Below are 13510 nucleotides of genomic sequence, written 5' to 3'. Positions count from 1 at the left end.
CAACATCTTTAAATCGCAAGGAATACAACATGCTCGCTACTCTCACGCGGCTGTTCCCGTTATGGGCGCTGCTGCTCTCTGTTATTGCGTATTACACGCCCTCCACCTTTACGCCTGTTGGGCCATTTGTGCCGTCGTTACTGATGGTGATTATGTTCGGCATGGGCGTACACCTGAAGGTGGATGATTTTAAACGCGTACTCTCACGCCCAGCCCCGGTTGCGGCGGGTATCTTCCTGCACTATCTGGTGATGCCGCTCGCCGCATGGATTTTGGCGCTGGCTTTTAATATGCCGCCGGAATTGTCCGCAGGTATGGTGCTGGTCGGTAGCGTCGCCAGCGGAACGGCATCTAACGTAATGATCTACCTGGCGAAAGGCGATGTGGCGCTCTCCGTGACGATTTCATCGGTTTCAACCCTGGTCGGTGTTGTCGCCACGCCGCTGCTCACCCGTCTTTACGTCGACGCGCATATCCAGGTAGATGTGATGGGTATGCTGCTGAGCATTCTGCAGATCGTAGTTATTCCGATCGCTTTGGGCCTGGTCATTCATCATCTGTTCCCACGCGTCGTAAAAACCGTAGAAGCGTATCTGCCCGCGTTTTCTATGGTGTGCATTCTGGCGATTATCAGCGCTGTTGTGGCAGGTTCTGCGTCGCACATTGCGTCGGTCGGCTTTGTGGTGATTATCGCCGTTATTCTGCATAACACCATTGGTCTGCTTGGCGGCTACTGGGGCGGGAAACTGTTCGGCTTTGATGAATCCACCTGCCGCACACTGGCGATTGAAGTCGGCATGCAGAACTCCGGCCTCGCCGCTGCGCTGGGCAAAATCTACTTCGGTCCGCTCGCTGCCCTGCCCGGCGCGTTGTTCTCCGTCTGGCACAACCTTTCAGGTTCGCTGCTTGCGGGTTACTGGTCCGGGAAGGCGATTACTGAAAAGCGAAGCGCTATAAAACAAAACTGATCGCGTATAAATGGAGGGTCACCCTCCATTTATTTAAATATTCCTTTGAACCCCATCACAAAACAACAAACACCAACACAAAACAAAATCTTAATTTATTCTTTTTATTTCAACTAATTAATAAACAAACCACATGCAAATGATAATTTATCTCGATCATTTAATGTTGATTTGTTTTGTTTTAGTTGGAATTATGACTTCACTACAACACAGATAACCCCTTTACCCTATCTTTGAGGCCGCTATGAAAAAAATTGCGATTATTGGAAGCAGTGGAGGCAACCTCTACAACCTGGGTGGCGCAGAGCCAGAGAAGTTACTCCAGGAAATCTATCAGCAGTGCGAAGCCGCAGGTGTGGAAGTTGCCGCCGTGCAGTTTATCGCGGCGGAAGCCTCGATGGATGTTGCCAAACCCCACACACCGGCATCCGTGTATGCATTAACCACAGAAAACCAACAAAAACCACAACGGATATTTCAGGGCAAACTCTCAGAGGTGAACGCTTCGGTGGTCGAAAGCGATCGCCAGATTGCTGAGATGATCCGTAGCGGCGCGATCGACGGGATCGTCGTGATGAGCGCCGATCCGGGAAAAGCGAACCACGAAGTCTTCACCGCAGCTGTTGAGATGAAAACACCGATCGTTGGCACCGGGGGAACGTCAATGGCGCTGGTGGCGGCAAAAGGGGCAAATGTCGTCGCAACCTCGGGTACGACCGGCACCACCAGCCGCACCCGCGCAGTCTCCTTCGTGGCGTCTCTGTGTAAACACTGGGGCGTTAAGTACAAGCCGCAGTTGGGTAGCGCTTCACCCTCCCAGGGTGGCTCCGGAAAGAGCCTGCTCAAACGCTTTAACATTCGCAGCATTATGATCCCTGCGCTGCCTGGCTTTATCGCGATGGCGATTGTTCTCGCCCTGAGCCACATCCCGGGTCTGGAAAAACTTAACGATATTTTTGAAATCCTGCTGAAAGGCCTGCCGGTATTGGTTGCCGTGCTGGCGGCAAAACAGATTTCTGAGCTGGATGAAGTCTCAATCGTTGCCGGGGTCGTCGCCGGGGTGCTGTCCGTCGAGGGGGGTCTGATCGGCGGGATAATCGGCGGTTTGATGGCCGGGATTTTCGTTCGTTGGCTGTTTGAATTATGCCTGAACTGGCGCTTTCCGATGACCACCGTCAACATCGTCGCCGGTGGGATTTCAGGTCTTGCCGCCGGGTTGATCATGCACTATCTGTTGAGTCCGCTGGCGTTGTCAGCAGGTAATTACATCAAACTGGCTATCGAAAGCACCCTGGCTTTCAGTCCTGTTCTTGCCGGACTGCTGGCGGGGCTGGTTATCTGGCCAGCCATCCTGGGTGGTGTCTATCACGCGGTCATCCTGCCGCTGGTTCTGCTGGAGATGGAAAAATCCGGCGTCAGCTTCCTCGGCGCAGTCGATATGGTGGGTCTGGTGATGGTTGCCGCAGGAATTAACCTTGCCAACGTTATCGCCCCTCGTGAAAAAAGTGAAGCCGCCGTCGCCACACCGGGGCTGCTTATTAACCTGGGTTTCGGAACCTTCGTGGAATCTGCCTATCCCTTCATGTTCGCCAACAAAATTGTCTTTGGCTCCGCCATTTTCTGGGCCGGAATGGGCGGCATGATGCTGGGCTTCTTTAACGTTAAAGGCGTGGCCTATGTTCCCGCTTTTGCCTCGCCGTTCTTGTCCAGCAATGCACTTCAGATGGCTATCGTGATGATCACAACAATGGCGATGACCTGCATTACCACCATTATTGCTAACCGTTTTAAGGCTGTCGTACAGAGCGAACCCGCAGCGTCAGCCCGTTAATTAATGCACCAACACCAGAGGTACACCATGTTTAAAGGCGATATGAATAAAAAACGCGCCAAAGCGTTACAGAAAGTGAAAGACGCCATTGCGCTCCACGGCGGACAAACCATCCTCAGTACCGGGATCACTGGCGACGATGCGCGTCTGGCGAAAGCGGTGTGTGAGGCAGGCGTTAAGCTGCTGGAACCAAACCACCCGGCACTGGCGCTGGCGCGTGGACACAAAGGCGTGAGCAATATGCATGCAGCGGAGCAGATCCGCCATGAAATCACCAACGGGCAAATGGCTGAAGCGGTACACGGCGTGCGTAACGTGGTTCCTGACGATATTTTCATTACCGTGGGTATTGCGGGAGGTTTTACCGAAACCTTGCCCGTACCGCTCAGTGACACTGAGATTCTGGAGATTGCCCGTGCCGGGGCCGATGGTTTACACACGCATAAATCCGACTGGGACGATCTGCAGGATATCGTTAATCTCGCCCATCAATATGGTCTGACCGTTGACGCCTATATTGGTCACCCGGACGATCTGCATACTTTCGGTATTCCTGCGCGTACGCCGGAAGAGGTTTCCAGCGTGGCGAAGCGGATGCAGGAAATTGGCGTCGATATGATCGGCCTGATGACCGGTATGAGCTATGAAGGCGTAGCAGCAGGCGACATTCCACAGGCCATTAAAGACAGGCTGCGAGCGCTGGTTGGCGCGGTTGATGTGCCGACGCTGGCAGAAGGCGGTATTAACCTCGCCAACGCCAAAGCGTTTAAAGATACCGGGGTCAATATTCTGGTCGTCGGTACGGCAATCGACAATATGGTCTGCAACGCCGCCAAAGAGGCCGTCACGCCGTTTATTGCTCAGTAAACTCAGAGGAAAGAGATATGTTGCTGGTGACCGATCTGGATGGAACGTTACTGACATCGCAGAAAACAATCAGCCCGCGCACGCGTCAGGCGCTGGTTGAGTTCCGCCAGCGTGGCGGTCTGCTGGCAGCCTGTTCCGCCAGGCCGGTCTCCTCCATGGTGCGCCTGTTACAACAGCAACAGGTAGATAAATTGTTTGCCTGGTGCGCCGGTTTTAATGGTGGGCAAATTCTGGAGATTGCGTCGCAGCATATTATTCATACTGCGGCACTCTCTTGCATGGACCTCCAGGAGATTGACCGATCTATTTCTCTTTCCTGCTACCCCCATCATTTTTTTAGCGCCGATGCTATTTATCATCGTGATGACCGACTCGTGGCACCATGGACGACTTATGAGGCCAACTTATTTGAACTACCCTTTATTTCGGCAACGCCTGAATATATTTTTAATCAGCATGATGTTTATAAAATCACATTAGTGGCAGAACAATCAAAAATAAATTCATTATGTACGGCAATGAATAATGAATTGCCCTGTGGTTATATGGCGACAATCACCGGGGGAAATTATATTGACATCCAACGTACTGAAATAAACAAAGGCTATGCTATAAACATGTTAAGGCAGCAGCTAAATATAGCGACCGAACAGGTTACGGCGATTGGCGATCAGCAGAACGATATCAGTATGTTTACCACTGCTAACATCGGTATCGCCATGGGCAATGCGCCTGATGCAGTAAAACAACACGCCACCTATGTGACGACCTCTAATGATGATGAAGGTATTGTCCGTGCGCTGGAGTGGTTGCGTTGCTTTGCGCATCCAGTTACCATGCGCCAAAGCACGACATTGGCGGAAAATAATGAACCCGATTAAAAGAAGAAAACATATTCTTGATGAATTAAATAAGTTCGGTGAAGTCACAGTCATCAAATTATCGGAAACGCTAAAAGTTACATCAGAGACCATTCGCCGTGACCTCTCGATACTGGAGTCCGAAGGACAAATTACCAAAATCCATGGAGGGGCTGTCAAAAAACAGGTCGTTCAGGAAGATGAGTTTGGCGCCCGTATAGATATACACCGCGATGAAAAAATGGCAATTGGTAAAATTGCCGCCACGATGGTTAGCGAACGCGACACATTGTTTATTGACTCCTGTACGACTAACTTAATTCTTGCTGAACTATTACCCCCACTCGCTTATTCTGTTATTACCAACTCAGCGTTAATTGCGGATAAAATTAAAGAGCATAATCTTCAGGCCCGCGTTTACGTCTTAGGTGGCGAATATGACTACCATTTTCGCGCCAATCTCGGTGTCTCGGTTTGTCAGCAAATTAACGCCATTCACGCCGATATCTGCTTCATTGGCGCAGGTGGGATTTCGCCTCAGCATGGAGTGCTGGTAAAAAGTTTTGATGAAGCGTACGTGGCGAAGTCCATGATTGCCATGAGCAAAAAAGCGGTAATTCTCGCCGACCATACCAAATTTGGTCAGGATGGGGTGATGTGTATCGCCACGTTAAAAGAAATCGATAGCATCATCACAGATAAAGGATTCAAAACAACGGGTTATACCCAGCAGGACTTTGGCGGAAAATTGCGTATTGCCTATTGAGCGCTATCAGGCTGGCCAGGATTACCGTACACTGAGAATATCGGCTAACAGAGGGCACCCGTATGGCACTCCCCCGCATTACCCAAAAAGAGATGACCGAGCGCGAACAGCGTGAACTGAAAACGCTGCTCGACCGCGCGCGCATTGCGCATGGTCGACTGCTGACCAACGCTGAGACCAACAGCATCAAGAAAGAGTACATCGATAAGCTGATGGCCTTGCGCGAAGCCGAAGCTAAAAAAGCCCGCCAGTTGAAGAAAAAGCAGGCTTATAAACCGGATTCAGAGGCGTCATTCTCCTGGTCGGCGAATACGCCAACGCGCGGCAGACGTTAACGTCCTTTCTTCTTACGCCCCGGCGAGGTAAAACGCTTGCCGTTTGCCGCCGGGCGCGATTTCTCTTTCTCCGCCGATTTTTCGATTTTCACTACCGGGCGCTTGATGCCTGCGGTGGCGGCTTTTGGCTTCGCTTTCGCCTTCGGTTTAGCTTCTGAAGAAGAATTCTCAATCAGCTTGAACAGTTCGATCAGTTCATCCCCCGTCAGGTCACGCCATTCGCCCAGCGGCAGACCGGACAAACTCACGTTCATGATGCGCGTGCGCTCAAGCTTCGTCACTTCATAACCAAAGTGCTCACACATACGGCGGATCTGGCGGTTCAGCCCCTGAATCAGCGTGATGCGAAACACAAACGGCGCTTCTTTCTTGACCTTACATTTCTTGGTGACGGTACCGAGGATTGGCACACCGGCTCCCATCCCACGAATAAAGTCGTCGGTTACGGGCTTATCGACCGTCACCAGATACTCTTTTTCGTGATCGTTACCGGCACGCAGGATTTTATTCACCAGGTCGCCGTGGTTGGTCAGAAAGATCAGCCCCTGGGAATCTTTATCCAGACGGCCAATGGGAAACACGCGCTTGCTGTGATTAACGAAATCCACAATGTTGTCGCGTTCGCTGTCTTCGGTGGTGCTGACAATCCCTACCGGCTTGTTCAGCGCGATAAAAACCAAATCCTCCGCTTCACGCGGCTCAATCAACCGACCATTCACTTTCACGACGTCGCCAGGCATCACCTGATCGCCAATGGTGGCGCGTTTGCCATTCAGGAAGACATTCCCTTGTTCGATAAAGCGATCCGCCTCGCGGCGCGAGCAGATTCCGCTTTCACTGATGTATTTGTTTAATCGGATGGATGAGTCGGGCAGCATAATTTCTCCTGTATACACTTCATCCTTCAAGCCGTCTCTGCGTTGGCTGCCCTCACTCACCCTGGTCACATAGTTATCTATGCTCCCAAGGATTCGTTCCCTTGCCGCCTTGATACAACTTGAATGCTTTTGTGTATTAAAAGCGAAATATACCCTACCTTGCGGACGATAAAAAATAATCGTGCGCGAATGTCTGAGCGCTATTTGTGATCTGTCACACCTTTAGACACAAAAGTGTGGGTGATCCATAACTGCAATTTTGTTGGGCGAAACGAAGCAGAATCAATACATTAGCGCAACAAGCACATCTGTGCCGACATCGCACAATCGTCACATCAAATGTGCAGCACAATCAGCCAGATCAGGGCGTTGAAATAAGTGAAAATAGCTTTGAGCTGCGGAAAGAATGGGGTTATATCAGATCAAGAAGGCAATTTCGTGATTTGCACAAATGTGCAGGAGTTCAAAAATGGCGATGGAAAACAGCGATGATATCCGCCTGATCGTAAAAATAGCCCAGCTGTATTACGAACAGGATATGACACAAGCGCAAATCGCTCGCGAGCTGGGGATTTATCGTACCACCATCAGTCGCTTGCTAAAGCGTGGCCGCGAGCAGGGTATCGTCACCATTGCCATTAATTACGACTACAACGAAAACCTGTGGCTGGAACAGCAGCTAAAACAAAAATTTGGCCTGAAAGAGGCGGTGGTGGTCTCCTGCGACAGCGAACAGGAAGATGAACAGCTTAATATGATGGGCGTACACGGGGCGCAGTTACTGGAGCGCTTACTGGAACCCGGCGACATTATTGGGTTTTCATGGGGGCGTGCGGTACGGGGACTTGTTGAAGGATTATCCCCCGCCAGCCAGTCACGTCAGCTTATTTGCGTGCCGATTATTGGCGGGCCGTCCGGCAAGCTTGAAAGCCGCTACCACGTCAATACGCTGACCTACGGCGCAGCGGCAAAGCTCAAGGGGGAATCGCATCTGGCCGATTTCCCGGCGCTGCTGGAGAACCCGCTCATTCGCAATGGCATTATGCAGTCCCAACATTTCAAATCGATTTCCGCCTACTGGGATAATCTGGACGTCGCGCTGGTCGGGATTGGCTCTCCGGCGATAAGAGATGGCGCCAACTGGCACGCCTTTTACGGCAGCGAAGAGAGCGATGACCTACATGCCCGTCAGGTAGCCGGAGACATTTGCTCGCGCTTTTACGATATCAACGGCGTGACGGTAGAAACCAATATGAGTGAAAAAACACTCTCCATCGAAACCAATAAATTAAAACAGGCGCGTTACTCGATTGGCATTGCAATGGGTGAAGAGAAATACAGTGGAATTTTGGGCGCATTACGTGGGAATTATATTAACTGTTTAGTGACCAACAACCATACCGCTGAATTATTGTTGAAGTAAATATATTCGAATGGGTCCTGACATAATTAATTTTATGTGAGAGCCCCTTATCTGAAATTGGGAGTTAATTATGCAAACGTGGTTAAATCTGCAGGGCAAAGTTATTATTGTTACCGGCGGCGCATCCGGAATCGGGCTGGCGATTGTTGAAGAGTTATTAGCACAGGGCGCTAATGTGCAAATGGCGGATATTCACGGTGGTGAAGGTCAATATGAAGGCCATAGTGGATATCATTTCTGGCCAACAGATATTTCCAGCGCCAAAGAAGTTAATCATACCGTTACCGAAATTATCCGCCGCCATGGGCGTATTGATGGTTTGGTGAATAACGCAGGCGTTAATTTCCCACGCCTGCTGGTCGATGAAAAAGCACCCGCCGGGCAATATGAACTCAATGAAGCCGCTTTTGAAAAAATGGTCAATATCAACCAGAAAGGTGTGTTCTTAATGTCGCAAGCAGTGGCACGCCAGATGGTGAAACAACACACCGGCGTGATTGTGAATGTCTCTTCAGAGAGCGGACTGGAAGGCTCAGAAGGCCAAAGTTGCTATGCCGCCACCAAGGCCGCACTGAATAGTTTCACCCGTTCCTGGTCGAAAGAGCTGGGTAAACACGGGATTCGTGTGGTTGGCATTGCGCCAGGCATTCTGGAAAAAACCGGTCTGCGCACCCCAGAGTATGAAGAAGCGCTGGCCTGGACCCGCAACATCACCGTCGAACAGCTGCGCGAGGGTTATACCAAAAACGCGATCCCGATTGGTCGGGCTGGTCGATTAAATGAAGTCGCTGATTTTGTTTGTTATCTTCTGTCAGAACGCGCCAGTTATATTACCGGAGTAACCACTAACATTGCGGGCGGTAAAACGCGCGGCTAAGGAGGTTTTATGGTCAATGCAATCTTCTGCGCCCACGGCAAACTGGCCTGCGCCATGCTGGAATCGGTACAGATGGTCTACGGCGAGGCCAACGTCGAAGCGGTGGCATTTGTCCCGGGAGAGAACGCCAACGACATTGCAGAAAAGTTGAAAAAGTTAGTGAGCGCCAACTACGATGGTGAGTGGCTGATTGCCGTCGATCTACAGTGCGGCAGTCCATGGAACGCCGCCGCAACGCTGGCAATGCAAAACCCCGCCATACGCGTTATTAGCGGGTTGTCTCTGCCTTTGGCACTGGAGCTGGTCGATAACCAAAGCAGTATGAATGTGGATGAACTGTGCAAACACCTGACGACCATTGCTCAACAAACCTGTGTCGTCTGGCAACATCTGGCAACGACCGAAGAGGATTTCTGATGAACATTACCCTTGCACGTATTGATGACCGCTTGATCCACGGTCAGGTCACTACCGTCTGGTCGAAAGTGGCAAATGCCCAGCGGATTATTATCTGCAATGATGAGGTATATAACGATGAAGTTCGCCGAACATTATTACGCCAGGCCGCCCCGCCGGGGATGAAGGTCAACGTCGTGAATATCGAAAAGGCAGTCGCGGTTTACCATAATCCGCAATATCAGGACGAAACCGTTTTTTATCTTTTTACCCGTCCGCAAGATGCCCTGGCAATGGTAAAACAAGGGGTAAAAATTGCCACGTTAAATATTGGCGGCATGGCCTGGCGACCCGGTAAAAAACAATTAACCAAAGCGGTCTCATTAGATGACGACGATATTCATGCTTTTCATGAGTTAGCTAAATTAGGCGTTTCGCTGGATTTACGCGTCGTCGCATCAGACCCATCAATTAATATTCTTGAAAAAATAGAAGAACAATCGCTCGCTGAATAAATAAAAACGCCTGTGTATTTATGCTGTAACAGGCAGGGATGATCACATTCACAAGGTGACATATTATGGAAATAAGTACCCTACAAATTATCGCCATATTTCTATTTTCCTGTATTGCCGGAATGGGCAGCGTGCTGGATGAGTTCCAGACCCACCGCCCGCTCATCGCCTGTACCGTTATCGGCCTGATCCTCGGTGATTTAAAAACCGGGATTATGCTCGGCGGTACGCTGGAGTTAATCGCACTTGGCTGGATGAACGTTGGCGCTGCACAGTCTCCCGATTCGGCACTCGCCAGTATTATCTCCGCCATTCTGGTGATTGTCGGGCAACAGAGTATCGCCACCGGTATCGCCATCGCTCTGCCAGTCGCGGCAGCAGGCCAGGTACTGACGGTATTCGCCCGTACCATCACCGTGGTGTTCCAGCACGCGGCGGATAAAGCCGCCGAAGATGCCCGCTTTCGCACCATCGATTTGCTGCACGTTTCCGCTCTGGGCGTACAGGCGCTGCGCGTCGCCATTCCGGCGCTGATTGTCTCGCTGTTTGTCAGCGCGGACATGGTCAGCAACATGCTGAATGCCATTCCGGAATTCGTCACCCGCGGGCTGCAGATTGCCGGAGGATTTATCGTGGTGGTCGGTTACGCCATGGTGCTGCGCATGATGGGCGTGAAGTACCTGATGCCCTTCTTCTTCCTCGGATTTATCGCCGGGGGTTACCTCGATTTAAGTCTGCTGGCCTTTGGAGGCGTGGGCGTGATTATCGCGCTGGTCTACATCCAGTTGAACCCACAGTGGCGTAAGGCTGAACCGCAGGCGCAAGCCCCCTCTTCTCAAGCCCTCGACCAGCTTGACGACTAACGGAGCCCATCATGGAACAAAAAAAACTGACCAAATCCGACCTGTTTAGCATGTTTGTTCGCTCCAACCTGCAGCAGGCGTCATTCAACTTTGAACGCATTCATGGGCTGGGCTTTTGCTACGACATGATCCCCGCCATCAAGCGCTTGTATCCACTGAAAGAGGATCAGGTTGCCGCACTCAAACGTCACCTGGTGTTCTTCAATACCACCCCTGCCGTTTGCGGTCCGGTGATTGGCGTCACCGCCGCAATGGAGGAAGCACGCGCCAACGGTGCGGAAATTGACGATGGCGCGATCAACGGCATCAAAGTCGGCCTGATGGGCCCGCTGGCCGGCGTTGGCGATCCGCTGGTGTGGGGTACGCTGCGCCCGATTACCGCCGCGCTTGGCGCCTCTTTAGCGCTCTCCGGCAACATTCTCGGCCCATTATTATTCTTCTTTATTTTCAACGCAGTACGCCTGGCGATGAAGTGGTACGGCTTACAGCTTGGCTTTCGTAAAGGCGTCAACATCGTCAGCGACATGGGTGGCAATCTGCTGCAAAAGCTGACTGAGGGAGCATCGATTCTCGGCCTGTTTGTGATGGGAGTACTGGTCACCAAATGGACCAGCATCAACGTGCCGCTGGTGGTATCGCAAACGCCTGGCGCAGACGGTACCACCGTCACCATGACCGTGCAGAACATTCTCGACCAGCTCTGCCCCGGCCTGCTGGCGCTGGGTCTGACGCTGCTGATGGTGCGTCTGCTTAATAAGAAAATTAATCCGGTATGGCTGATCTTCGCCCTGTTTGGCCTGGGGATTATCGGTAACGCACTGGGCTTTCTGTCCTGATTTTTCGCCCCGATGAGAAGTCGGGGCTCCTGTCAAAACTGAGGTGGAACAATGAAAACAACAGCTTTACGCCTTTATGGTAAACGCGATCTGCGCCTGGAAACCTTCGACCTTCCTGAAATGCAGGATGACGAAATTCTGGCTTCCGTCGTGACGGACAGCCTGTGCCTCTCTTCCTGGAAAGAAGCGAATCAGGGTGAGAACCATAAAAAAGTACCGGACGATGTGGCCACCAACCCGATTATCATCGGCCACGAATTCTGTGGCGATATTATTGCCGTGGGAAAAAAATGGCAGCATAAGTTTCAGCCCGGCCAGCGCTATGTCATCCAGGCCAACCTGCAACTGCCGGATCGCCCGGACTGTCCGGGATACTCCTTCCCGTGGGTAGGCGGTGAAGCCACCCACGTCATTATTCCTGATGAAGTCATGGAACAAGACTGCCTGTTGGCCTACGAAGGCGAAACGTACTTTGAGGGTTCACTGGTAGAACCGCTTTCTTGTGTAATTGGCGCATTCAACGCCAACTATCACCTGCAGGAAGGCACTTATAACCATAAGATGGGTATTCGTCCGCAGGGACGAACGCTGATCCTCGGTGGCACCGGGCCGATGGGGCTGCTGGCGATCGACTACGCGCTGCATGGTCCGGTAAACCCGGCGTTGTTGGTGGTGACTGACACCAACAACGATAAGCTGAGCTACGCCCGCAAGCACTACCCATCAGAACCACAAACGTTGATCCACTATCTCCACGCCGAGGATGCGGCGTATGACACGTTGATGGCGCTGAGCGGCGGTCACGGGTTCGACGATATCTTTGTGTTTGTGCCGAACGAGCAACTGGTCACGCTGGCCTCTTCCCTGCTGGCAGCCGATGGCTGCATGAACTTCTTTGCCGGTCCGCAGGATAAACAGTTCAGCGCGCCAATTAATTTCTACGACGTGCACTACGCCTTCACTCATTACGTGGGGACATCTGGCGGCAATACCGACGATATGCGCATGGCGGTTAAACTTATTGAAGAGCAGAAAGTCCAGGCGGCAAAAGTGGTGACGCACATTCTGGGGCTGAATGCGGCAGGTGAAACCACGCTGGAACTGCCAAAAGTCGGTGGCGGGAAAAAACTGGTCTACACCGGCAAGGCCTTTCCGTTAACCGCACTCACCCAGATTGACGATCCAGCCTTACGTGACATCCTGGAACAACATCAAGGGATTTGGTCGCAGGAAGCCGAACAGTACGTATTGTCTCATGCCGGGGAGATTTAACATGATTAACCGCGACACTCAGCTGTGCATGTCGCTTGCCGGTCGCCCCGGCAACTTTGGCACGCGTTTTCACAATTATCTGTATGCAAAGTTAGGGTTAAATTTTATCTACAAAGCCTTTACTACGCAGGATATTGAGGCCGCAGTGAAAGGCGTTCGCGCACTCGGGATCCGCGGTTGCGCGGTCTCCATGCCGTTTAAAGAGAGCTGTATGCCGTTTCTGGATGCCATCGCCCCTTCCGCAAAAGTGATTGATTCCGTCAACACCATCGTCAATGACAGCGGCACGCTGACGGGATTTAACACCGACTATATTGCGGTAAAAAGCCTGATTACCAGCCACCAGCTTGATAACCGCGCACGCGTCATTATCCGCGGTAGCGGTGGAATGGGCAAAGCGGTCATCGCCGCGTTTCGCGATGCCGGTTTTCGTGATGTGATTATTGCCGCCCGTAATCGAGAAAGCGGCCCTGCGCTGGCAAAACAGTACGGTTTCCAGTGGCAGCCGCAGCCGGATGGAATTGCCTGCGATATTCTGGTCAACGTGACGCCCGTCGGCATGGCGGGCGGTAAAGAGAGTGATGCACTGGCCTACAGCGAAGCGATGGTTGCTGCCGCCAGCGTGGTGTTTGACGTGGTCGCCCTACCGCCGGAAACACCGGTGATTAAGCTGGCGCAGAAGCTGGGTAAAAAAACCATCAGCGGCGCAGAGGTCATTGCCTTACAGGCGGTGGAGCAATTCGCCATGTACACCGGCGTGCGCCCGGATGACGCGCTGATTGCCGAAGCCGCAGAATTTGCGCGGGCGGGGTAAGAGAGTAGG

15 protein-coding genes are annotated in these 13510 nt (G+C 51.9%); 14 read left to right on the top strand and 1 reads right to left on the bottom strand.

The window, feature by feature from the left end; all coding sequences use genetic code 11:
- Positions 1-29: 29 nt before the first annotated feature.
- The 6 genes from panS to OGX91_RS17775 all read left to right on the top strand — a co-directional run bounded on the left by panS (position 30) and on the right by OGX91_RS17775 (position 5627).
- Positions 30-968, top strand: coding sequence for a ketopantoate/pantoate/pantothenate transporter PanS (gene panS / locus OGX91_RS17800; protein WP_286627072.1), 939 nt, complete (start codon positions 30-32; stop codon positions 966-968).
- A gap of 244 nt (positions 969-1212) precedes the next feature.
- The gene (locus OGX91_RS17795) at positions 1213-2799 is read left to right on the top strand and encodes a hypothetical protein (protein ID WP_005132774.1); all 1587 of its coding nucleotides are present in this window, start codon (positions 1213-1215) and stop codon (positions 2797-2799) included.
- 27 nt (positions 2800-2826) lie between these two features.
- Positions 2827-3666, top strand: coding sequence for a beta/alpha barrel domain-containing protein (locus OGX91_RS17790; protein ID WP_149691929.1), 840 nt, complete (start codon positions 2827-2829; stop codon positions 3664-3666).
- Positions 3667-3683: 17 nt separating this feature from the next.
- Positions 3684-4547, top strand: coding sequence for a Cof-type HAD-IIB family hydrolase (locus OGX91_RS17785; protein ID WP_005132776.1), 864 nt, complete (start codon positions 3684-3686; stop codon positions 4545-4547).
- Entirely contained in the window at positions 4534-5292 is a 759-nt protein-coding gene (locus OGX91_RS17780; RefSeq protein ID WP_005132777.1) for a DeoR/GlpR family DNA-binding transcription regulator, read from the top strand. The genes OGX91_RS17785 and OGX91_RS17780 overlap by 14 nt, the downstream gene beginning before the upstream one ends.
- A 62-nt stretch (positions 5293-5354) precedes the next feature.
- Entirely contained in the window at positions 5355-5627 is a 273-nt protein-coding gene (locus OGX91_RS17775; protein WP_003031655.1) for a YjbD family protein, read from the top strand.
- Here OGX91_RS17775 and rluF read toward each other — a convergent pair.
- Positions 5624-6505 carry a 23S rRNA pseudouridine(2604) synthase RluF gene (gene rluF / locus OGX91_RS17770; RefSeq protein ID WP_005132778.1) on the bottom strand — a complete coding sequence of 294 codons (882 nt, stop codon included), beginning with the start codon at positions 6503-6505 and terminating at the stop codon, positions 5624-5626. The genes OGX91_RS17775 and rluF overlap by 4 nt on opposite strands.
- Before the next feature lie 475 nt (positions 6506-6980).
- On the opposite strand from rluF, the gene OGX91_RS17765 reads away from it, so the two are divergent.
- The 8 genes from OGX91_RS17765 to OGX91_RS17730 all read left to right on the top strand — a co-directional run bounded on the left by OGX91_RS17765 (position 6981) and on the right by OGX91_RS17730 (position 13501).
- Positions 6981-7928 carry a sugar-binding transcriptional regulator gene (locus tag OGX91_RS17765; RefSeq protein WP_286627141.1) on the top strand — a complete coding sequence of 316 codons (948 nt, stop codon included), beginning with the start codon at positions 6981-6983 and terminating at the stop codon, positions 7926-7928.
- A 70-nt stretch (positions 7929-7998) separates the two neighbouring features.
- Positions 7999-8805: an SDR family oxidoreductase gene (locus tag OGX91_RS17760; protein WP_286627065.1), complete on the top strand. Its 807-nt coding sequence runs from the start codon at positions 7999-8001 to the stop codon at positions 8803-8805.
- A 9-nt stretch (positions 8806-8814) separates the two neighbouring features.
- Complete coding sequence (locus OGX91_RS17755; RefSeq protein WP_005132790.1) at positions 8815-9222, top strand: mannose/fructose/sorbose PTS transporter subunit IIA; 408 nt, start codon at positions 8815-8817, stop codon at positions 9220-9222.
- Positions 9222-9716, top strand: a complete 495-nt coding sequence (locus OGX91_RS17750; protein WP_286627064.1) for a PTS sugar transporter subunit IIB — start codon at positions 9222-9224, stop codon at positions 9714-9716. The genes OGX91_RS17755 and OGX91_RS17750 overlap by 1 nt, the downstream gene beginning before the upstream one ends.
- 65 nt (positions 9717-9781) lie before the next feature.
- The gene (locus OGX91_RS17745; protein WP_040229849.1) at positions 9782-10579 is read left to right on the top strand and encodes a PTS mannose/fructose/sorbose transporter subunit IIC; all 798 of its coding nucleotides are present in this window, start codon (positions 9782-9784) and stop codon (positions 10577-10579) included.
- 11 nt (positions 10580-10590) lie between these two features.
- Positions 10591-11415, top strand: a complete 825-nt coding sequence (locus OGX91_RS17740) for a PTS system mannose/fructose/sorbose family transporter subunit IID (protein ID WP_005132797.1) — start codon at positions 10591-10593, stop codon at positions 11413-11415.
- A gap of 51 nt (positions 11416-11466) precedes the next feature.
- A complete protein-coding gene (gene sorE, locus OGX91_RS17735; protein ID WP_005132800.1) occupies positions 11467-12687 on the top strand; it encodes an L-sorbose 1-phosphate reductase in 1221 nt (406 codons plus the stop codon).
- A 1-nt stretch (position 12688) separates the two neighbouring features.
- Positions 12689-13501 (top strand): shikimate 5-dehydrogenase, encoded by an 813-nt coding sequence (locus tag OGX91_RS17730; RefSeq protein ID WP_286627059.1) that lies wholly within the window; start codon positions 12689-12691, stop codon positions 13499-13501.
- Positions 13502-13510: the final 9 nt, after the last annotated feature.

The sequence above is a fragment of the Citrobacter sp. Cpa228 genome (assembly GCF_030333085.1).
Lineage (GTDB): Bacteria > Pseudomonadota > Gammaproteobacteria > Enterobacterales > Enterobacteriaceae > Citrobacter > Citrobacter pasteurii.
The sequence above is the reverse complement of the archived record's forward strand: the minus strand, read 5'-3'. Positions and strand labels throughout refer to the sequence as shown.